23 protein-coding genes and 2 pseudogenes are annotated in these 21,883 nt (G+C 33.9%); 16 read left to right on the plus strand and 9 right to left on the minus strand.

Translation table 11 applies throughout. The features are described 5' to 3' along the window. Positions 1 to 358: 358 nt before the first annotated feature. From JFT89_RS11740 to JFT89_RS30250, 3 genes and pseudogenes are all read left to right on the plus strand, one after another. Entirely contained in the window at positions 359 to 1,033 is a 675-nt protein-coding gene (locus JFT89_RS11740) for a 4'-phosphopantetheinyl transferase family protein (protein ID WP_042889949.1), read from the plus strand. Positions 1,034 to 1,049: 16 nt separating this feature from the next. After that, entirely contained in the window at positions 1,050 to 1,772 is a 723-nt protein-coding gene (locus JFT89_RS11745) for a thioesterase II family protein (protein WP_002035038.1), read from the plus strand. A 533-nt stretch (positions 1,773 to 2,305) separates the two neighbouring features. Continuing rightward, positions 2,306 to 2,458, plus strand: a pseudogene (locus tag JFT89_RS30250) (SDR family NAD(P)-dependent oxidoreductase); the annotation flags it as partial. A gap of 215 nt (positions 2,459 to 2,673) precedes the next feature. Here the strand turns inward: JFT89_RS30250 and JFT89_RS11755 are convergent. Then, positions 2,674 to 2,949, minus strand: coding sequence for a hypothetical protein (locus JFT89_RS11755; RefSeq protein WP_002144215.1), 276 nt, complete (start codon positions 2,947 to 2,949; stop codon positions 2,674 to 2,676). A 659-nt stretch (positions 2,950 to 3,608) separates the two neighbouring features. On the opposite strand from JFT89_RS11755, the gene JFT89_RS11760 reads away from it, so the two are divergent. The 4 genes from JFT89_RS11760 to aiiA all read left to right on the plus strand — a co-directional run bounded on the left by JFT89_RS11760 (position 3,609) and on the right by aiiA (position 6,818). Beyond that, positions 3,609 to 3,920, plus strand: a complete 312-nt coding sequence (locus JFT89_RS11760) for an ArsR/SmtB family transcription factor (RefSeq protein ID WP_000995770.1) — start codon at positions 3,609 to 3,611, stop codon at positions 3,918 to 3,920. 120 nt (positions 3,921 to 4,040) lie between these two features. Further along, positions 4,041 to 5,129, plus strand: a complete 1,089-nt coding sequence (locus JFT89_RS11765; protein ID WP_201040037.1) for a saccharopine dehydrogenase NADP-binding domain-containing protein — start codon at positions 4,041 to 4,043, stop codon at positions 5,127 to 5,129. Positions 5,130 to 5,300: 171 nt separating this feature from the next. Next, on the plus strand, positions 5,301 to 5,774 hold the full coding sequence (locus tag JFT89_RS11770; protein ID WP_002068950.1) for a GNAT family N-acetyltransferase: 474 nt from the start codon (positions 5,301 to 5,303) through the stop codon (positions 5,772 to 5,774). Between the two features lie 291 nt (positions 5,775 to 6,065). Then, the gene (aiiA, locus tag JFT89_RS11775) at positions 6,066 to 6,818 is read left to right on the plus strand and encodes a quorum-quenching N-acyl homoserine lactonase AiiA (protein WP_002068951.1); all 753 of its coding nucleotides are present in this window, start codon (positions 6,066 to 6,068) and stop codon (positions 6,816 to 6,818) included. A 255-nt stretch (positions 6,819 to 7,073) separates the two neighbouring features. Here aiiA and JFT89_RS11780 read toward each other — a convergent pair whose 3' ends face one another. The 4 genes and pseudogenes from JFT89_RS11780 to JFT89_RS11795 form a co-directional block, all read right to left on the minus strand. After that, positions 7,074 to 8,510, minus strand: coding sequence for an IS4 family transposase (locus tag JFT89_RS11780; protein WP_201040038.1), 1,437 nt, complete (start codon positions 8,508 to 8,510; stop codon positions 7,074 to 7,076). Positions 8,511 to 8,631: 121 nt separating this feature from the next. After that, positions 8,632 to 8,750 (minus strand): annotated as a pseudogene (locus JFT89_RS11785) (IS6 family transposase); the annotation flags it as partial. A 123-nt stretch (positions 8,751 to 8,873) separates the two neighbouring features. Further along, positions 8,874 to 9,818, minus strand: coding sequence for an acetyl-CoA carboxylase carboxyltransferase subunit alpha (locus tag JFT89_RS11790; protein ID WP_016091897.1), 945 nt, complete (start codon positions 9,816 to 9,818; stop codon positions 8,874 to 8,876). A 32-nt stretch (positions 9,819 to 9,850) separates the two neighbouring features. Next, entirely contained in the window at positions 9,851 to 10,297 is a 447-nt protein-coding gene (locus JFT89_RS11795) for a MarR family winged helix-turn-helix transcriptional regulator (RefSeq protein WP_000817662.1), read from the minus strand. A 320-nt stretch (positions 10,298 to 10,617) separates the two neighbouring features. Here JFT89_RS11795 and JFT89_RS11800 point away from each other — a divergent pair, with 320 nt between their 5' ends. From JFT89_RS11800 to JFT89_RS11820, 5 genes are all read left to right on the plus strand, one after another. Continuing rightward, positions 10,618 to 11,136, plus strand: a complete 519-nt coding sequence (locus JFT89_RS11800) for a DNA topology modulation protein (protein ID WP_033734054.1) — start codon at positions 10,618 to 10,620, stop codon at positions 11,134 to 11,136. A 32-nt stretch (positions 11,137 to 11,168) separates the two neighbouring features. Further along, positions 11,169 to 11,846, plus strand: a complete 678-nt coding sequence (locus tag JFT89_RS11805) for a formylglycine-generating enzyme family protein (RefSeq protein ID WP_201040039.1) — start codon at positions 11,169 to 11,171, stop codon at positions 11,844 to 11,846. A gap of 92 nt (positions 11,847 to 11,938) precedes the next feature. Next, a complete protein-coding gene (locus JFT89_RS11810) occupies positions 11,939 to 13,135 on the plus strand; it encodes a macrolide family glycosyltransferase (RefSeq protein WP_002065804.1) in 1,197 nt (398 codons plus the stop codon). Between the two features lie 76 nt (positions 13,136 to 13,211). Continuing rightward, positions 13,212 to 13,772: a phosphatase gene (locus JFT89_RS11815; protein WP_201040040.1), complete on the plus strand. Its 561-nt coding sequence runs from the start codon at positions 13,212 to 13,214 to the stop codon at positions 13,770 to 13,772. Positions 13,773 to 14,210: 438 nt separating this feature from the next. Next, on the plus strand, positions 14,211 to 15,578 hold the full coding sequence (locus JFT89_RS11820) for a lytic polysaccharide monooxygenase (protein WP_201040041.1): 1,368 nt from the start codon (positions 14,211 to 14,213) through the stop codon (positions 15,576 to 15,578). A gap of 212 nt (positions 15,579 to 15,790) precedes the next feature. Here the strand turns inward: JFT89_RS11820 and JFT89_RS11825 are convergent, their stop codons facing one another. From JFT89_RS11825 to JFT89_RS11835, 3 genes are all read right to left on the minus strand, one after another. After that, positions 15,791 to 16,225 (minus strand): GNAT family N-acetyltransferase, encoded by a 435-nt coding sequence (locus tag JFT89_RS11825; protein WP_201040042.1) that lies wholly within the window; start codon positions 16,223 to 16,225, stop codon positions 15,791 to 15,793. 105 nt (positions 16,226 to 16,330) lie between these two features. Further along, positions 16,331 to 16,993 (minus strand): ribose 5-phosphate isomerase A, encoded by a 663-nt coding sequence (rpiA, locus tag JFT89_RS11830; protein ID WP_002085117.1) that lies wholly within the window; start codon positions 16,991 to 16,993, stop codon positions 16,331 to 16,333. A 4-nt stretch (positions 16,994 to 16,997) separates the two neighbouring features. Then, positions 16,998 to 17,318, minus strand: a complete 321-nt coding sequence (locus tag JFT89_RS11835; protein WP_002189833.1) for a 2Fe-2S iron-sulfur cluster-binding protein — start codon at positions 17,316 to 17,318, stop codon at positions 16,998 to 17,000. 143 nt (positions 17,319 to 17,461) lie between these two features. Between JFT89_RS11835 and JFT89_RS11840 the strand changes: the two genes are divergently transcribed. Both JFT89_RS11840 and clpP read left to right on the plus strand, forming a co-directional pair. Then, positions 17,462 to 18,148 carry an RNA polymerase subunit sigma-70 gene (locus tag JFT89_RS11840; RefSeq protein ID WP_033706875.1) on the plus strand — a complete coding sequence of 229 codons (687 nt, stop codon included), beginning with the start codon at positions 17,462 to 17,464 and terminating at the stop codon, positions 18,146 to 18,148. 20 nt (positions 18,149 to 18,168) lie between these two features. Further along, on the plus strand, positions 18,169 to 18,750 hold the full coding sequence (gene clpP, locus JFT89_RS11845; protein ID WP_002147396.1) for an ATP-dependent Clp endopeptidase proteolytic subunit ClpP: 582 nt from the start codon (positions 18,169 to 18,171) through the stop codon (positions 18,748 to 18,750). A 46-nt stretch (positions 18,751 to 18,796) separates the two neighbouring features. Here clpP and JFT89_RS11850 read toward each other — a convergent pair whose 3' ends face one another. Continuing rightward, complete coding sequence (locus tag JFT89_RS11850; RefSeq protein WP_201040062.1) at positions 18,797 to 19,609, minus strand: glycine betaine ABC transporter substrate-binding protein; 813 nt, start codon at positions 19,607 to 19,609, stop codon at positions 18,797 to 18,799. Between the two features lie 217 nt (positions 19,610 to 19,826). Between JFT89_RS11850 and JFT89_RS11855 the strand changes: the two genes are divergently transcribed. Together JFT89_RS11855 and JFT89_RS11860 are read left to right on the plus strand one after the other, a co-directional pair. Next, the gene (locus JFT89_RS11855) at positions 19,827 to 21,032 is read left to right on the plus strand and encodes a quaternary amine ABC transporter ATP-binding protein (protein ID WP_000370622.1); all 1,206 of its coding nucleotides are present in this window, start codon (positions 19,827 to 19,829) and stop codon (positions 21,030 to 21,032) included. Next, the gene (locus JFT89_RS11860) at positions 21,025 to 21,861 is read left to right on the plus strand and encodes an ABC transporter permease (RefSeq protein WP_201040043.1); all 837 of its coding nucleotides are present in this window, start codon (positions 21,025 to 21,027) and stop codon (positions 21,859 to 21,861) included. The genes JFT89_RS11855 and JFT89_RS11860 overlap by 8 nt, the downstream gene beginning before the upstream one ends. Positions 21,862 to 21,883: the final 22 nt, after the last annotated feature.

The raw sequence follows: 21,883 nt of genomic DNA on the forward strand, positions 1-21,883 counted from the left end.
GTAGTGTAAATAAAGAGAGCAGTCCAATAACTGCACATCAAGTGTAGGAGATTATGTATATATCAAGAGCATTACTTTTTAAGGGGCTAATGAAAAATTGCTTGATAGGGACATAGAAACATATATGATTTGTTCATAGTATGCTGTAAATTATCTGAAGCTTTTGTACCAGAAGCGAATGCTTTGATGATATTGCTGAGGAAAGGTGTATATTTTCATTGATATGTTAATATGCACCTTTTCTATTATATTTGCACTTGAATAGATGCAAGTTAGAAAATGAAATTGAATTTCTATAACGTATACATAGGAAGCCATCCTTTTAAAAAGGAAGTGATTTATCATACAAATTCATGCTGTGAAAATACCAAAGAATATTGGAAATCATTTGTTTAATCAATTTAGTAACTTGATTTCAAATGAGAAGAGAGAACGAATGAAGCGGTTATTAAATTTATGTGATATTAATAGGACTTTAATAGGAGATTTGTTAATCCGATCTCTAGTCTGCCAAAAGTATAAAATTAGTAATGAAGAAATTAGATTTATATATAATGAGTATGGAAAACCTTTTGTTGAAAACTTTTCTGACTTTCATTTTAATATTTCACATTCAGGAGAATGGGTGGTTTGTGGCACTGCTAATTCTAATGTAGGGATTGATATAGAGAAAGTTTCAGAAATAGAGGCTCTTAAATTAGCAAATGAGTTTTTTTCAGATGAAGAATTTTATGATATATCTAGTATGAATTCTGATGAACAAATTAATTATTTTTATGATATATGGACATTAAAAGAAAGCTATATAAAAACGATTGGAAAAGGGCTTTATATCCCGTTAAATTCATTTTCTATAAAAAAAGAGTCACGAATTTTAATCTCATATAAGAATATACCTAAAGACTTTTACTTTAGACAATATAGCATTGAGCCGAATTATAAGATATCTGCTTGTGCAACAAGGGAAGAATTTCCGCAGGATATAATAATTAAAGATATTTATACAATTTGCCAAAATATAAACAAATTTTAAAGTAAGGAGAAAATCAATGCAGAAGACTAAACTTTTTTGCTTTCCACATGCTGGGGGATCTGCGTTTAGTTACGCAAAATGGAAAAATTACTTTAATCCATATATTGAAGTAGTCCCAATAGAGTTAGCTGGTAGAGGATATAGAATTGAAGAAAGCTTGTACCAAAGTATGGAAGAGGCCGTAAATGATGTCTACACTAGTATAGTTAAGCAGATAGAGCATTCGCCCTATATTCTATATGGGCATAGCATGGGAAGTTTGATTGCCTATGAAGTAGCCAGAAAAATACAAGATTCTAAAAACGTATTGCCTGAATTTCTTGTTTTGTCCGGTAGAAACCACCCAAATAGTAAAATGAAAAATATCCGACATAATCTTTCTAACGAACAATTTAAAAGAGAAGTTATTGCAATGGGAGGTACACCGTCCGGGGTACTTCAATCAGAAGAATTAATGGGAATTTTCCTCCCAATTCTAAGAGCAGATTTTAAAATTGTTGAGACATATATTCATGACAATAATATGCAAGCATGTGATATTGATTTTCTTATATTTAATGGGGAAAATGATGAGTTTACTACATATAATCAAGTAATAAAATGGGAGCAATACACAAGTAAAACGTGTACTTTTCACTCTTTTAAAGGTAATCATTTCTTTCTAAATGAAAATATTGAAGAAATAGCAAATAGAATTATAAGAAAGTTAGATTCTAAAAGATTTTCAACTAGTTTTTAGAGTTTTTCTAAGTACAATCATGGCTGAGAAACCAAAAATTAAAGGTGAAAAATACAGGTACTGCTGGAATATCATTGAATGGAGTCATAGAAGCCTCAACGAAATGTTCAAAGGTAGGTAATGATGGAATTCTAAGCAAAATATATGAATTAACTTTAGTTTATTTAGGCTTTACCTGTAGGTTAAGTTTTCTTATCTCATTTTATTTTATCACCAGAAAAATGATCTTCTAAATTAAATTCAAGCATTTTTGAATTTAAACATGTCGTGCTTTCTCATATTGACAGTAATCGACTTACGTGGCTGGAAGAAAGAATTGCTAATTATTTGGGTAATACACCATTATACTTGATACAAGGTACATAACAGTTAGGGAACCTGTATGTAAAGCTACTGTATATGTGAAGTGAAAAGGCCGGCTCTTATACTTATGAGTCGGCCTTTTTGTTTTATGGATATCAAATTAGAGAGCAACATTTCAAAGGGTATCTTGTGATATAACTAAGTAGAATTTTAAACAAGGGGATGATGAGATGAATAAATTGAAGGGGAAAGTTGCATTAGTAACAGGGGCTAGTAGGGGAATAGGGCGAAGCATTGCCTTACATTTGGCTCAAGCTGGTGCGTTAGTCGTAGTTCACTATAGTAAAAGAAAAGAAGAAGCAGAAAGAGTAGTGCTTAAAATGTTATTTTCGTTCATATAATGAATTATCCTTCTAGCATATTTATAGGATTTATATCATATAGTGAGAGAAAGAATGTAAGTTAGAAAGGAGTCTTATAGAATGAGTTGTTTGGAGGGAAATGACTTTAGTGAACAAAATATGGTAAGTGTACCTAATCCCTTAATTTGATTTATAATAGATTGGCGTCATAGACGACCAAATAAAAACACAGGGTTTTATCTCTGTGTTTCTTCAAATTTTCGTTTTTGAATATATGCTTGTGCATGAATAATTTCTTCCTGAAGCTCTTTTAATTCTTTCATAGATTCTGATTCAATAGCCATGTAAGTAGTAACTAAACTGATCATCATATCCATCTTCTCTACTATATTTTGAATGACCTGTTCAGATTGCTCTTTTTTAGGGTGTTGTATTGCCTTTAATACATTTTCCATATAATTGTTTTTTCTTTGCTGGATATCATAAATAAACTGTTTTGTGTTTGAGTTCATGTGTTGTTCCTCCGTTTTGGATATACTTCTATTCTATCATATTTGAATAGAAAATATTGGATTCCCCTAAATTCACACCTGTCTCGTACATCTCCTCAAACAAACTTAGCTTGATGGCCATGGGGTACCGCCACATCGCTATCAAGCTAAGATTATACAACGTCAATTATAGTAGAGGTTGTTTCTTTTTTCTAAAGGCTACGTGTAGGGAATTTAAAGATTTGCATACGAAATAAACCCTAACGGGTTTCATTTTTTTGAATTAAGCAGCTTGATTATCAGACATGGCACAATTGTAAACGACACCTAATATATCAAAGACTGTTTTCTTCTCATATCGATGAGATTTTCGCCCGTTTTTCTGTAGGAGGATAAACAAGAAAAGCAGGATCACTTGAGTTGGAAGCTTTTGATACAATCCGATAGAGGCTTCGTGAATTTCGTGGGTTTGTCCTGGTTGTAGCTGGAATGGATTTGGAAATTGTTACAGAAAAAAGACCCGCCATTCTTACAAATCTGGAAAATCGAAAATGGCTGTTTATGAAACTTTCTATATTTATACTTAAAATTGGTGCTACTTCTTTATTGCATTAGATAGTAATGTAATTTATAATACGTTTAAATGATTAAATTCTTAAACGGAAGGTAATGTTAGCGAAATGAACTGTAATGATAAAGTAATGCATATTTTAGAAAATTTAAGACCATGTTTTCAAGGGTTGGGAGATCCAACTCGTCAGCAAATTGTATCGCTTTTAATTGATAAAGATAGCTTGAATGTGACGCAAATTGCGGAGCATATTCCCATGTCAAGACCTACTGTATCTCATCATTTGAAAATATTGAAACAATCAGGGTTACTTCGAGTTCAGAAAAAAGGCACTGAAATGTATTATTGTCTTGAATTTAATGAAACAATAAATCTTTTAAAAGAACTTGTTTCTTTAGTTGAAGATGAATGTAAGAATTAGGTACTCATTTATAGTTTAGGGACACCTTTTGTCCCTTTTTTTAGCGGCATTACGTTAAAAGGTTTAAGTTTTTAATCATTTAAACTTATAATCTCATACTAATTAAAATGGAGGTTTCAGATGAATAAGAAAACAGTATTAATTGTTGGTGGGTATGGTGTTGTTGGTAGTCAAATTGCTCAAATTTTACATGATCGACATCCTGATTTGGAAATTAGATTAGGAGGAAGAACCTTAGGGAAAGCGTTACCTTTTGAATCAGAGAGAGTAAAAATAGTCACTGTAGACAACACAACAGATGATCCTTTAAGAAATTTGGATGATAATTTCACATTAGTTGTTAATGCGGTTAATGACCCGCAAGATAGACTACTTCTATCTGCAGTTCGAAAAAAAATTCCATTGGTTGACATTACTCGTTGGACTGAACGTTTTAAGAGTTCTATTGATCGATTAAAAAATGTTGAGGTCCAATCCCCTGTTGTATTAGCTTCAGGGTGGATGGGAGGGACAGCAGCCCTTTTTGCTAAAATGTATTCAAAAGATCTTCAAGAGGTTACGGTTGATATCAACGCACTATATTCTCTTCAAGACAAAGCAGGACCAAATTCAACAGCATATATGGACCGGTTAACGATTCCATTTGAAGTCAAAGCTCGAGAGGGAATGCGACAGGCTTATCCAATGACTGATCCAATCAAAGTCCGCTTTCCCAACGGTTATATAACCAAATGTTATCGTTTGGATACTCCTGATCACGTAACCCTGCCAGAATCAATTCATGCTGTTTCGGCTAACTTTCGTATTGCTTTTGATAGTAAAATATCTACATATGGACTGGTTTCTCTGGTGAATACAGGGATTTGGAAAATGATTAGCGGAGAAAAATTTACCGATTTACGGAAAAATATTCTCTATAAACCCGGAAGGGGAAGTGCACATAACATAGTTATTCACCTTAAAGGTTATGATGCTACTGGTGTATTGCATAGACGATGTGTGAATATATCAGATCCGTTAGGACAGACACATCTTACTGCTTTAGGAGCAGCTGTCCAAGCAGAGAACATTTTACAAACATCTGATATTGTGGTTCCGGATCCTAAAATTTACTTTCCAGAAAATTTATTAGATTTGGGTATGAATGCATCTGTAATTTTAGATTTTTATAGAGAATATGGGGTTAATATTACGAAACAAAATATATAAAAGGTATCGTTCTATTCGTGGTAGTACACATATGGCTATCAAGCAAAGAAGAGCAAATACCCCAAATAACTTAATGGCAGTTTAGTTTAATAAGAATCAATGGTAAAATGATGAGAATTAATTATGCTATGGGGCTGGTCAGTTGTAATTTTATAAAGGAGTTGTGAAAAGTTGAAATATCGCAAAGCAAATATCGATGATATTGATAAATTGGTCGAGTTAAGAAAAAAGCAATTAGTTGATGAGGGGATAGAACCTAATATAGATATTGGTAGAGAACTATATGCTTTCTTTAAAAATAAACTAAGTGAAGGTACTTTAATTCAATGGCTAGTGGAAGATAATGAAGAAACTATAGCTTGTGGTGCAGTAATTTTTTATGAATTTCCACCTTGTTACACCAATAAGACTGGAAAAAAGGCTTATATCACAAATATGTATACTAATGAAAATTATCGTGGGCAAGGAATCGCAACAAAGCTGTTAACTAAATTAGTTGATGAAGTTAAGATTTTAGGTATCTCACAAATATGGCTTGGGGCTTCAAAAATGGGTAGACCAGTGTATAAGAAGTTTGGTTTTATGGAAACTGATGAATTTCTAGAATTAGGGTGTTTTTGCCCATCCACCGAAAAAGGGGAATAAGACAAGATATTCCAATGTGGAAAAGTAACTCTAAAATCAACCTTTATTGTATATTTTGGAGTTACTTGACGTTAACTTTTCTACGGAAAGTTGACACTTTTATCCTATGCCTAAAGGCGGACTGAATTCCTGCATAGGCTTTCCAATATCACTGAATTTGTAATGAAAAGTTGTGAACAATTGAAAAAATAATGGTTGAAATAATGAAAGGTGAGAAGGAGTTTATTTCTAATAAGCGAAATATTATAGTGTATTGTTTTACCCTAAATTATTTGTAAAGGTGGATACATAATGACAGTAAAGAAGCTTTATTTCCTCCCAGCAGGTCGTTGTATGTTGGATCATTCTTCAGTTAATAGTACACTTACACCGGGTAAACTACTAAACTTACCTGTTTGGTGTTATCTTTTGGAGACAGAAGAGGGACTTATTTTAGTAGATACAGGTATGCCAGAAAGTGCTCTTAATAATGAGAATCTTTTTAAAGGTACAATTGTTGAAGGACAAGTTTTACCTAAAATGAATGAGAACGATAGGATCGCAAATATTTTAAAGCGTGCCGGATATGAGCCAGAAGATCTTCTTTATATCATTAGTTCTCACTTGCATTTTGATCATGCAGGAGGAAATGGCGTTTTTACAAATACACCAATTATTGTACAGCGTGCTGAATATGAGGTAGCACTCCACAGAGAGGAATATTTGAAAGAATGTATATTGCCGAATTTAAACTATAAAATCATTGAAGGGGATTATGAAGTAGTGCCAGGTGTGCAATTAATATATACACCGGGACATACGCCAGGGCATCAGTCATTATTAATTGAGACGGAAAAATCAGGTCCAGTGTTGCTAACTATTGATGCATCATATACGAAAGAAAACTTTGAAGATGAAGTACCGTTTGCTGGATTTGATTCGGATTTAGCTTTATCTTCAATAAAACGTTTAAAAGATGTTGTTAGGAAAGAAAATCCGATTATTTTCTTTGGACATGATATGGAGCAAGAAAAGGGCTGTAAAGTGTTCCCAGATTATTTGTGATATAGCATATAAAAAGTCATGGGCTCGTTAGCTCATGACTTATTGATTTGGGGTGTTATAAAATTCTTAAGTTGATGGGCATGCGACTGTACCCCATTGCCATCAAGCTAAAATTTTATAGTACCCCATGCCCATCAACTTAAGAATGGAAACAAAATGTACTTTCATTTTGTGGGGGCAAAGCATTCCTAAAATATAAGCAAACTTTTAATCATACGCATACCAAATAAACCCTAACGGGTTTCATTTTTTAAATTATGCAACTTTCTTTTGTTTTTTCAACCCATTATACTCATAAACAACACCCATAATATCAAAAACAGTCTTCTTCTCATATCGATGAGATTTTCTTCCGTTCTTCTGTAGGAGGTGGAACAGGCTGATTAGGATCTTTGTTATTTCTTGGATGTTTTGTTGTATGGCTTGATACAAACTCGATAAGTGATCTTGAATCATTCCAATTGCTTTATATTCACTTAATTCTTGTTTCTTCTTTTGTAAAATTAATTGTCGCATCTTAAACATAGTAGAAGAACATAAAAAAATGGCAATGAGTTTTCCATAAACATGGCATTCTAATCGCTCTTGTTTAATATGTTGCCAATGATGAATTTGAAATAAGGATTTCCAAGTTTTAAAAATGATTTCAATTTGCCAGCGGAGAGAGTAAAAATTATGGATTTGTTCCATCGGAGCAATCGCCCAAGGTGTATTGGTAACATATAGGTTCATGCCAGCTAATCGTTTGCTTTTTTCCGAATATGTAATCCCTTTTTTACTTTCTGTGTACACTTGTTTTTTCATACGCTCACGAAGTTGTTTTTCTTTTAATCGATACATAATCACCCGAGTAAATAGTTTTTTATCCTTTCCAATATAAGCTTCTTTTATTTCATAGGACTGTCCTGGTTTTAAGGTATCCATGATGTGCTCTAAATCAACTTTGATGTACTGAGATTGTCTTTTTATTGTTCCGTTTCGAAAGTATTCAGGAAATTCATTTTTGACATATACCCTATTGTTTAATTTGAGTCGCGATATATAGTACACACCACGTTGATCCATTTGATCTAAATCATCCAGTGAATAATAGCCTAAATCCCGAATACATAGGTCACCAGGGCGTAATGTTGATAAACACTCTGTTCCAAAGGTTTTATCATTATTTTTCCCTGGTTCCACTTGGAAATTTAAAAACTGACCACTATGTAAATCATATTCTAACTGGATTTTTATACCCGCTGTTTGTGCACAACCACCTGATCCAGGATATACATTGGCCAAGTGTTTTGGTACGTGAAAAATGGTTGCATCTAAAATACGAATTCGCTGAAAATAGGTAAGTGAAGCACTTGGAATTGCTGACTTTCCACAAACTTTATTTTTTAATAATGTGGAGAAAATATGTTTCAAAAAGAACACTGCCTTTTTATTAAAGCGCTTATTTAGTCCTTCAGGACTCATAAGAGTTCCTGTTGATGCATGTAGCTGACTACACAATCGGACTAATGAATCACTCGCTACTCGTTGACTAATCCAGACACATATAGTAGCTAAATCATACCCTGAAAATTTACGTTTTCGTTTTACAAAACCTAGCTCTCTAGCGAGATTTTCCAAAAATGAAGGGGTAAGATGTTCATATAATTCTTCAGCAAATAATTGTAATTCGTCAAAAATTGATAGATACATACAAAAACGCCATCCTTTCCTATGATTCTACAGAAAGAATAGCGTATTTTTTGGTTCTGGTGCAAAGGTAGTGGAAAAGAAAATATAACATATATATTTCTAGCATAATGGTAGGATAATCCTGGTTCCTCATCATTTCTACTAAATCACGAAAAATTAAGTTGTACCGTACCAACGTACAGTTAACAAAATAATATCTTGCTGATAATGCTTCCATTTGAACAAATTTTCCTTTTCCATACCGATCACACATCTTTTGTAGAGTAATAGTATCAGCATATCCCAGTTTAAGAGGTTACTTACAAAATATTTAGAATTTTTTTGCGAGAATCCTCCGAAATGTAATACGGACTTTAAATATTTTCATTTATAATTCTCTATTTGTCTATACTTTTCATATCGCTGTTGTATAAGCTCTTCCGAGGATAATAGTATCAATTTTTTTAGAGATGATTCGATTACAGATTCAATCATTTTTGCCTGTGATTTTATATCATTTTGTGCTCCACCTTTAATTTCAGGAATGATTTCATCAATAATTCCTAAATGTTTTAAATCTTTTGCTGAAATTTTCATATGTTCAGCAGCTTCTGGAGCATACTTAGCGTCCTTCCATAGGATAGATGCTGCTCCTTCTGGCGAAATTACCGAGTACCATGAATACTCTAACATATGGATATGGTTACCGACACTAATGCCAAGAGCTCCACCACTTGATGCCTCTCCAATTACAATACAAACAATTGGCACTTTAAGTGTAGCCATTTCAAATAGATTTCGAGCTATCGCTTCAGAAATTCCACGTTCTTCAGACCCTTTCCCTGGATAGGCGCCTATTGTATCAATAAATGTAATAATAGGGCGATTAAATTTATCAGCTTGTTTCATAAGTCTTAGCGCTTTTCTATAACCTTCTGGATGTGCCATTCCAAAATTTCTTTCTATACTTTCCTTTGTATTTCTACCTCTTTGATGACCAATAACCGTAACGGGCATCCCTTTAAATTTTGCAATACCACCTATCATTGCTTTATCATCACCATATAATCGATCACCATGAAGTTCGAGAAAGTTTGTAAACAATAAAGGTATATAGTCCAATGTCGTGGGCCGGTTACGTAGCCTTGCAATTTGAACTCGTTGAAAAGGTGTAATATTAGAATAAATTTTATCTTGCATTTTATTTAAACGTTTTTCTAATACATGAATTTCTGACGATAAATCTACATTATTTTCTTTCATAATTTTCTTTAATTCATCAAATTTCTCTTTTAATTCAATAATAGGACGTTCAAAATCCAAACTCATTTTATCCTCCAAATGTTATGATTTACCTCACTCTAATCAAAAGGCTTAGAAATAGAATCAATAAATAATTCAAAACCATCCACAACTATTTTTTGTTCTGATTCTGATAAATTATTGAGAATACTTTGATAAAATGTAATGGATTGCTCTCTTAAGCAATTAACAGTTATGTGACCTTTTTCTGTGAGGTGCAGAAAAAGTTCTCTTCTATTTTTTTCATTTACTTCACGATAAATAAGCCCCTTTTTTACTAACTTATCTACCAATCTACTTACAGTTGAAGTCTCTAATCTAAGTTTATTGGATAGTTGCCAAACAGTTAATTTTTCCACCTCTAGTTCCTCTAACGCCATCATTTGAGAAGTTGGTAAAGGTTTTTCAAATGGTCCATTGGGCAAATTTTGAGATTCAAAAACCCCAGTTATTATAATCATTTTCTTAATATCTGTTCTTAGTTTTAAGGCATCTTCTCTTTTCAAAAAGGTCACCCTCCTACAACTAATGTATCATACATCAATTGTATTATACATGAATATGATTTTTTCACAAGCTTAACGTAAGCCAATATTACAACATGGACGAGATATTTCTTCTTGTTAAAATGGTATAAGTGGATTGTTTTCTACAAATGGCAGAACATCAATTATGTATCAGGGGCCTTTATGGGGTACCGCTCATCGCAATCAAGCTAAGAAAATAAAACTACCCCAAAAACGAAATTTTGTGATAACTTGTAACAAAAAACTCATAATTTTTGGGGGGAGTTCTAAATTCTTAAGTTGATGGGCATGGGGTATTTATGAAAAAAATAATATTAATAGGTTCTGGTGGTTCAGGAAAATCTACATTAGCAAAACAGTTAGGGAATAAATTAAATATTAAGGTGCATCACCTTGATGCACTATTTTGGAAACCAAATTGGGAGGGTGTACCGAAAGAGGAGCAAAGAACGGTTCAAAATGAATTAGTTAAAGGGGAAAAGTGGATTATTGATGGGAATTATGGCGGGACAATGGACATAAGAATTAACGCAGCTGATACAATTATCTTTCTTGATATTCATAGAACAATTTGTGTTTATCGTGCTTTTAAAAGAATTGTGCAATATCGGAATAAAACAAGACCGGATATGGGGGCTGGATGTGAAGAAAGATTTGACTTGCAATTTTTCAAATGGATATGGGAATATCCTAAAACGAAACGACCTTCAATTTTAAAGAGGCTAAATCAATTGAGTAAGGATAAAGATGTTATTATTTTAAAATCTTCAAATGAAGTAAGACTATTTTTAGAGAAGCACGATACCATAAATAGTTAGATTATAAAAAGAAGTAACATGGGGGGATAGGATTGAATAGATTCATTGGCCCGGTTGACTCTAATATGGTGAAAATTCCAACAGGAAAAGTAGAATTAAGAGATGATCGAATAAAAAAAGAATGGCAAGTTCAAATAAAACCATTTCTTCTTGCAAAGTATGTTGTAACAGCGGAATTATATTACGCAATTACGAATCGTGCAATAAATGGTAATGAAAATGGTAATAAACCTGTTGTAAATATTTCATGGCATGATGCAATTGCTTTTTGTAATTTACTGTCTAAAATAGCAGGGTTTACAGAGTATTATTCTATACAAGATGATGGGAAAAAGGTTAGTTGTAACTTACATTCAAATGGCTATCGATTACCGTCTGAGGCAGAGTGGCAATATGCATGTAAAGCAAATACGACGGGATATACATATGGAGCACTTGAGAAAATAGCGTGGTATAATGAAAATTCAAGTGGGCAAATTCATGACGTCGGTAAAAAAGAGCCGAATGCATGGGGACTTTATGATATGTTAGGGAACGTTTGGGAATGGTGCTATGATTTGTATGATGAAACAGTCTACGGGTCATACCGCATTTTTCGTGGTGGTAGTTGGGCTGAAGCAGCTAGAGGTTGCGGTGCCACTTGTCGCCGTCGTAGTCATCCTACATTTCATATAGATGATCTCGGTTTTAGGCTTGCTAGGTCAATTTAGCAGGAAAATGATACATATAACACCGTAAAGAGTATGGAAAGTATCCATACTCTTTACAACATAGAAATTTAAAAATTTAAGGAGTGTTTTGAATGGCACGTGTTTTATTCATTAACGCTGGATCAGAAGGACATATAAATCCAACATTACATGTTGTAGAAGAACTGATTTCTCGCGGTGAAGAGGTCGTTTATTTTTCAATAGAAGCTTTCAGGGAGCATATTGAGAAGACAGGTGCTACTGTACGAACGATTGATGATGAAAAATTTATAAAAGCATTTCTTTCCGGTGGTCGAAATTATTTACAGGAAAGAATAAACGGCCTTCTACATACAGCTGATATTGTAATACCTAGTGTTCTAGAACAAATTGAAGGTGAACATTTTGATTATATTATTCATGATTCGATGTTTGGCTGTGGCCGCTTAATTGCCCAAATTCTTAATCTTCCAGCCATAAATTCATGCACATCTTTTGCACAAGATGAAAAATCATTTAAACAAATGTTAGACCATCTTTCTAAAAATATCCCACTGGAAGTTCAAGATAGAATACATAATGATTTTGAAAACTTAACTAATGGAATTACAGAAAAATATGGTGTTGATATAAACTCACCGTATGAAGTTTTCTGTAATCCAGCTTCACTTACTATTGTGTATACAATTAAGGAGTTCCAACCTTTTGGGGATACATTTAATGAAACATTCAAATTTGTGGGTCCATCTATCTCTACACAAGTGAAAAATGAAGGTTTTGATTGCACTTCAATTGAAGAAAAAAGCCTGATTTACATTTCATTAGGTACTGTTTTTAATGAAGCGCTTGATTTTTATAAACTTTGTATGAAGGCGTTCGAGAATAGTAAGCATACAATTGTTATGTCTATTGGAAACAAAACGGAAATAAGTGATTTAGGTAATATCCCTAAAAACTTCATTGTGAAAAACTATGTACCACAAACTGAACTTCTCAAATATACAAAATTATTTATTACACACGGTGGAATGAATAGTACACATGAAGGACTATATAACGGTGTTCCGCTCATTGTAATTCCGCAAAGTGCAGATCAGCCAGTAATCGCAAAGCAAGTTGAGAATCTCGGAGCAGGGGTTACATTACAAATGCAAGGATTAACTGCGGATCAACTAAGTGAAAGTGTAGAAATAGTATTAAATAATCCGTCATGTAAAGAAGCTACTTTGAATTTGAAGGAGTCTCTCCGAAAATCAGGTGGGTATAAGCAAGCAGTTGATGAAATTTTTAAATTTACAGGCTGTTATTAAAACTATACATGTGAAAGGGTGTCTATATTAAATGATATAGACACTTTTATGTTATATGAAGCGAGGAATTGATGAAATGGAAAGAATGAAAACACTAGATGTAAATTTTGCTGACATGACAGCTACACCATTTTTTCAAGTGGAGGCGAAAAATAGAATTAGATTCGATATAGAATTATTTGAGGATAATTTGAGAGGATTAAGAGGGATTTTGACTGAACTTTTTAAAAGTCCTGATACAATTGATGTTTCATTTATTTCCGGTTACATAACATATGGTAAAAGTAAGAGAATAAATGAGAAAACAAAAATTGGAAGGTTCATGAAGATTAAGAATTGGGCAGAAACGAAAGTAGACGTTGATGATCTTGAAAGTACAATCATATTTACTACGATTAAAGGTGTACATGAAGATGAAGTATATAAGTATTGCAAGTATGTCGTTAATGGTGGTCAGCAAGCGTATATTTCTTTTTATAACGATACTTATTTATTGTATATAAGTACAGACGTTATTGACATTATTTCACCAGATACAAGTTTAATAGAAAAATTAAAAATCCAATACTGTGAAGAATATGATAAGTTTTATGAAACTATATTGACGGATTCGGAAATGTTTACAAGTGATAAGTAATTTCAAAGTATTGATAGAAAGATATATGGAAAATGGAGATGGCACGTTGTTTTAAAATAATGTGATCTCACATTGCCATGCGTTTTAAGTTAACGATGAAGGGTTTCAAGACGACTTGGTGCAATTCATCCATATATATACCTAAAATTTTTCATTACAAGTACTACAATTTCTATTGCTCACTTTTACTTTATAAATTTAGGATGTAGTTTTACGTGTTAGTAGTAATTTCACTGTTTCTGCACAACTTCTGCACACGTTTAGGTGATTTCTATGTCATGATATATTCAGTAAGTGAAATATATCACAAGAAATGAAATGTTTCTTTACGACGGTGTATGCATATTTACGCATACACGAAATAAGATTGACTCTTGTTATTCTTTTACATCAAAGCCCACATTACACTACGAAGTATAACAAGAAGGGGACAGGAACATGAATAATCGATTTTTAAAACAACTACAAAACTTGAAAATGAACAAAAAAAGTATGGGAGCTGTTGCATTAACAGCTGGAATTATCAGCACGACACTTATTCCTCAAAATGCATACGCGCACGGCTTTGTTGAAAAGCCTGGTAGCCGTTCCGCTTTATGTAGTGCAACTTATGGTGCTCTAAATGTAAACTGCGGAAGTGTTATGTATGAACCACAAAGTTTAGAAGCTCCAAAAGGATTCCCACAAGGTGGCCCAGTTGATGGGCAAATCGCTTCTGCAGGTGGAAAATTTGGCGGTATTTTAGATCAACAAACAGCAAATCGTTGGTTTAAAAATACAATCACTGGTGGGGAAAATACATTTACTTGGAAGTATACAGCACCTCACTTAACAAGCAAATGGCACTACTATATTACAAAAAAAGGATGGAATCCAAATAAAGCACTAACAAGAGCAGACTTTGAGCCAATTGGCACTGTACAACATGATGGTTCTGCAGCTTCAAATAATTTAACTCATAAAATCAATGTACCTACTGACCGTAGTGGATATCATGTGATTTTAGCTGTATGGGATGTAGCTGATACAGCAAATGCGTTCTATAATGTAATTGATGTGAATCTCATCAATAATGTGAAACCAGACACAGAAGCGCCAAGTATTCCAAATGGAATTCAGGCGCAAAAAGTAACAGCGAATAGTATAGAACTAACATGGAACGTTTCTACGGATAATGTAGGAGTAAAAGGGTACCAAATCTTCCGTAACGGAGAGATGATTGACACAGTACCAGGCACTTATTTTATTGATAAGAAATTACAACCAAGCACAGAATACACTTATACTGTAAAAGCAATTGACGCAGCTGGCAATGTATCGAAAGAAAGTACAGCGCTTACAGTGAAAACAACAGTTGAAGCTCCTGATACAGAAGCACCAACACAACCAAAAGGATTACATAGCATGGGAACAACAGCGTCAAGTGTGGATCTAATGTGGAGCCCATCGGATGATAACGTTGGAGTAGACTATTACGATATTTATAGAGAAATAGAAGGAACAATGAAAAAAATTGCAACATCCAATACGACTTCTTATATGGATAAAAATTTACTCGCTAATACTACTTATAAATATGCAGTGAAAGCAGTGGATGTAGTTGGAAATGAATCCGTACAAAGTGATACGTTCACAATTACTACAAAAACTGAAAGCGCTTCATATGAAGCGTGGGATGCAAAGAAAGCATATAAAAAGGAAGATAGAGTTTTACACGAGGGAAAAGTGTATGAAGCAGTCCAGAATTATGAAGGACATGGGGATCCAAACTGGATTTTTGCTTTATCCTTATGGAAAACAGTGTAAGCTTTACCTCAAAATGAAATGAAAGTTGATGGGCTTTGATGCAAAAAAAGGAAGTTTGAGAGTTAACTTTTCTGCTTATAAAAAAGACGACGTATTCAGCGTCGTCTTTTTGTATTAATCTAGAATATTCATCAAAGAGACTTTCAAACGAATAAGCTACAGAAAGGTTACTATACGAATACATAATGTAGAATCATATAGTAACCTTTCTATTATGATAACACTTTCGTCATAAGAATATGTGGAATTCCATCTTCCATAAATACGTCGGAAGAAGTTTGATAGCCTAATTTTTCATAAAACCCTTCAGCTTGTGTTTGACCGTGTAGTTTAACTTTGTTTGCTTCTTTGTTACGAGCAATCTCTTCTAACTTTTGAATGATTACTTTGCCTAATCCGTATTTGCGATAGTCTTTTAAAATACAAATTCTTTCTAGTTTACCCATTCCGTCAACGAATCGTATACGGCCAGTTCCTACAGGAAGTTCATTATAATAAACTAATATATGTTTGCATGCCTCGTCAATTTGGTCATATGTATCGAATTCACCCTCAAGAGGTACACCTTGTTCTTTTACGAATACTTCTTTTCGAATGTAAAAGGCAGTTTCTAAATCAGTAAGTTCTGTTATAAGTTTGGATTGCAAATTGTTCAGCCCTTTCTAGTGTGATATGAATGTGTTTTCATAGTATATCATACTGTAATGCTATAAAAGAAAAAACTGACTTGCAAAAGTCAGCCTTTAAAATGCTTAATATTCTTTTATACCGTTTTTTGTTCCGATGATCGCTTTGCTCGTCATATTGATAAATAATCCTGTTTCAACTACACCGGTAATCATCTTTAACTCTGTATGTGTATCATTTGGATTCAATATTTTGTTTGGAAAAATACAATCAATAATTAAATTGCCGTTATCAGTTATAAATGGTCCGCCATCTTTCATACGTAAACGTGTTTCGCATCCTAAAGATTGAATTCTCTTTTCAGTTTGCTTCCAAGAGAAGGGGATGATTTCAATAGGAAGTGGAAAGGTACCTAAATGTGAAACGAGTTTGGATTCATCTGCAATAATAATAAGTTCTTTAGAGGAGGTGGCAACAATCTTTTCGCGAAGTAATGCACCACCGCCACCTTTTATTAATTGTAAATCATTATTGATTTCATCTGCTCCATCAATTGTGAGATCAAGTATATCAATTTCATTTAAAGAGATTAGCGGAATAGATAATTGTTTTGCTAATACTTCAGTTTCTTTTGATGTCGGTACAGCTTGAATAGATAACCCTTCTTGTACACGGTGACCTAACTTTTGTATCGTCCAATATACGGTTGAACCCGTACCAAGTCCAATCGTCATACCATCTCTTACAAAGCCAGCAGCATATTCGCCTGCAAGCTGTTTTAAATTCATCATTTTACTCCGCCGGGCGTGATCCAGCATCTAAACCGGAATTTTCAACTGTAAGTATAGGGCGAACGGTAATATCTTTATGTACACGCATTTGGCACGATAATCGTAAGTGGTCTTCAATTCCTTTTTCCGTAATAGCTTGTTTTTCATCATTTGTCGCCTCACAAAAATCACCTGCAATGACTTCAACTCTACAAGTTGTACATCTTGCTTTGCCACCGCAACGATGAAGAATGTGTACACCGTTATCTTCAAGTGCTAATACTAATTTCGTTCCTTCTTTAATATCGAAAGTTCCGGTACCTTCAACTGTTAATTTTGGCAAATTGATTCCTCCTCATGTAAAATTCTATATAACATATTTATGACCCGTATTCATGAACATAAACATAAAATTTATTATAAGCCCCGTAACTTTTTTATTTGTTCAATCGTTTAATAAATAAGCGCTGAAAAGGAGTGGTTATTTTGTGCACAAAAGTAACTCAGGTTTTAAAGAATCATATCGATATGAATAATTCAAATATAAATTTATTAATTGAACATTATGCAGAGTTAAAAAGATACTGTACGTTTTTGACGAAGAATAAATGGGATGGGGAAGACCTTGCCCAAGAAGCAATTTGCAAAGTTCTTCAAAAGTATAGTGAGAAGAAAATTTGTATAACGCTTCTGTATAAAATTGCTCGAAATCAATGGTTAGATCAAATGAAATCAAAATCCGTTCAAGAAAAGTTAGAACAGCAAATTACATTTGAAGAACCACATGAAAAAATTGCAGATTTGCATGAAATGGTAGGGAAAGTATGGTCTTCGTTAAATGTGCAACAATCTGTAATTTTATTATTGAAGGATGTTTTTCAGTATAGTATCGCGGATATTGCTAAAGTATGTTCGGTATCAGAAGGTGCAGTGAAAGCATCGTTATTTAGGAGTAGAAATAGGCTGAAAACTGTAAGTGAAGAAGGCATTGAAATAGTGGAGTACACGGATGATGTTGAAATCGTTGTAACCTCTATTCGTGAAGAAAAACCTGAATTGTTGACGAAACTTCTCCCAACAATAGACTTCACTAAGTTACCATCAATACAACCGGTGTTATTATTCAGTATGAAAAAACCTTCTTCTTACAGTTGTATGCTTAGTGCGGCATAAAATAGATGGAGGGATTTAATATGAATGCAATTCCTTACGTAGTAGAACAAACGAAATTAGGAGAACGCTCCTATGATATATATTCAAGATTATTAAAAGACCGAATTATTATGATTGGTTCAGAAATTAACGATCAAGTTGCAAGCAGTGTAGTAGCACAATTATTATTTTTAGAAGCGGAAGATGCAGAAAAAGATATATTCCTGTATATCAATAGTCCGGGCGGTTCAACGACAGCGGGATTTGCAATATTAGATACGATGAACCTTATTAAACCAGATGTGCAAACACTTTGTATGGGCTTTGCGGCATCATTTGGTGCGCTTTTACTATTAGCTGGCGCAAAGGGAAAAAGATTTGCGCTCCCTAACAGTGAAATCATGATTCATCAGCCGCTCGGCGGTGTAAAAGGGCAAGCAACAGAGATTGAAATTACAGCAAAAAGAATATTAAAGTTAAAACATGATATTAACAAAATCATATCTGATCGAACAGGGCAACCAGTAGAAAAGGTAGCTCATGATACAGAAAGAGATTATTTTATGACGGCAGTAGAAGCGAAGGAATATGGAATTGTTGATGCAGTTATTGAGAAAAAATAACATGAAACAGGCTAGAGAATATGATGAATTCCCTAGTCTGTTTTTGTCATTCTTTTACCCATTCATCAACTAAAGCTTGATTTTTTTTTATCCATTTTCGTGCGGCTTCTTCCGGATCTTTCGTTTTATTTAGCATGACCATTAAAGTACCTAGTTGTTCATCGTTCATTTTCCATTGATCAAAGTATTTCACAATATCCGGATGATCTTTTTCGAAACCTTTGCGAACGGAGTAATAAATGTCATCTTTTTCACCATATACTTTCTTAGGGTCTTTTAAATATTTTAAGTCAAATTCTGAAAAGCCCCAGTGCGGATTCCAAAGCGTAACAGCGATTGGTTTCTTTTTCGTATATGCCTTCTTGAGTTCGCTCATCATCGCAGCTTCTGAAGATTGGACAAGTTTTAATTTTATATCATATGCCTTCATTGCTTTATTCGTTAAATTCATTAGGCTACTACCAGGTTCAATCCCAACAATTTTATTATCTAGCTCATCTTTATGTGCATTTAAATCTTCAATACTGTTAACGTTTTTTACATAAGAAGGGACGACTAAACCAAGCCCGGTACCTTCATACCATTTTGATTTTAAGACGAAGTCATCTTTGTAACGGGCATTTAATGGTTTATCCGTAACAGGAAGCCATACTTCTAGATTCGCATCAACATCACCACGTGCGACGCCAGTCCATATCGCAGCTTTTTCTAAATACATGAGTTCAACTTTATAGCCTTTTTCTTCTAATAAAACTTTCCACATATTTGCGGTTGCGATATTTTCTTTCCAACTTGTTACACCAAGTTTAATTTTTCCTTTCGAATTTGCATTTGTTGCATTACAAGAAGTGAAAATCATACTAATAAATAGTAACAGACTTATAATCCATATTTTTTTCGCATTCAAAACCTCCTGTGAAGCTTTTGCTTTTTATAAATTAATCTATAAGTGAACCTTCTTATTATGAACGGAAACAAGAATTTTTAAAGAAATCTTATATATGTCATTTTTATGTAATATTTCTCTGTAAAATCGCAACACTATGTAAATAGATGGGTAGAAAAGGAGTAGTGACATGGATAATACAAAGGTACGTGTTGAAAATGTAACAAAAGTTTTTGGGAAACATCCGCAACGAGCGCTTACCTTATTAAAAGAAGGAAAAAGCAAATCCGAAATTTTAAAGGAGACAGGAATGAACGTTGGTGTGAAAAAGGCAACGTTTGAAGTATACACTGGAGAAATTTTCGTTATTATGGGTTTGTCTGGTAGTGGGAAATCTACATTGGTTCGAATGCTAAATCAATTAATTAAACCGACAGCGGGGCATATATACATAGATGGTGAAGATATCGCGACGATGGGAAAAGAAGAGTTGCGAAGAGTAAGAAGAACGAAGATGAGCATGGTGTTTCAAAAGTTCGCTTTATTTCCGCACCGTACAGTGATACAAAACGTTGCGTACGGGTTAGAAATTCAAGGAGTTCCAGTAGAGGAAAGAGAAAATAAGGCGTTAGAATCGCTACAGTTAGTAGGGCTAGATCATCATAAAGATAATTACCCAAGCCAACTTAGTGGTGGTATGCAGCAGCGTGTTGGAATCGCAAGGGCACTAACGAATAATCCAGATGTATTACTAATGGACGAGTCATTTAGTGCATTAGATCCACTAATTCGAAAAGAAATGCAAGATGAATTGTTAGAGTTACAAGATAAAATGGAAAAAACAATTATATTTATTACACATGATTTAGATGAAGCTCTTCGAATTGGTGATCGTATCGCATTAATGAAAGATGGAGAAATTGTCCAAATTGGAACACCGGAAGAAATTATGATGAGTCCTGCCAATGAATTTGTAGAGAAATTCGTGGCGGACGTGAATTTAGGAAAAGTAATTACGGCGGAATCTATATTGAAACGACCGGAGACTTTATTAATTGATCGTGGACCACGTGTAGCACTTCAAATTATGAGGAATGCAGGTGTTTCTACGGTATATGTTGTAAACAAAAAGTATGAATTTCTAGGTATATTAACTGCGGATGATGCAAGTAAAGCAGTACAAAAACAGTGGCCGATTGCTGATTTATTACTTAACGATATTCCGCACGTGTATTTAGATACTTTACTTGAAGAAACGTATGCAAAAATGGCGGAGATGAAATATCCGTTACCCGTAATTGATGAGAAGAAAAGGTTAAGAGGAATTATTAAACGTGAAAGTGTCATTCAAGCTCTTGCAGGTAACATTGAGGAAGAGGTGAAAGACGATGAATAATATTCCGCGCATTCCATTAGGCGAATGGGTTGATTCATTTGTTGCAAGTTTATATGAGCACTTTGAAGGCTTGTTCCGAGGATTCTCCTATATTATCGGTGGATTTGTTGATTTACTCACTAATTTTTTAACAATAATACCAGCCATAGTGATGATTATCATCTTATGTTTCCTCATTTGGTACACAACGAGGAAATTATCTTTAGTCATTTTTACGCTCATCGGATTATTATTTATTTTAAATATTAACTACTGGGCACAAACGATGCAAACATTAGCTCTCGTACTTACGTCCGTTATTATTTCAATTATTATCGGAATTCCCATTGGTATTTTAGCATCTCAAAATGAACGTTTCTCAAAATTTTTAAAGCCGACATTAGATTTTATGCAAACAATGCCGGCATTCGTCTATCTCATTCCCACGATAACATTTTTTGGAGTAGGCGTCGTACCAGGCATTATTGCTTCCGTTATTTTTGCTATGCCACCGACAATCAGATTTACAGACTTAGGAATTAGACAAGTTCCAGAAGATTTAATTGAAGCTGCGAATGCATTTGGCTCTACCGCATCACAAAAATTATTTAAAGTACAATTACCGCTCGCAACCGGAACGATCATGGCTGGCGTGAATCAAAGTATTATGCTTTCGTTATCAATGGTTGTAACAGCTTCACTTGTAGGAGCGCCAGGACTTGGCGTCGATGTATATCGCTCTGTAACACAAGTAAATATCGGAATGGGATTTGAAGCTGGACTAGCTATCGTCGTGATTGCGATTATATTAGACCGAATTACGCAAGGGTTTTATACAAAAAGAAAATAATTCAAAAAACACACTTTATACT

Origin of the sequence: Bacillus sp. TH25 (genome assembly GCF_016650935.1) — a bacterium.
Classification (GTDB): domain Bacteria; phylum Bacillota; class Bacilli; order Bacillales; family Bacillaceae_G; genus Bacillus_A; species Bacillus_A mycoides.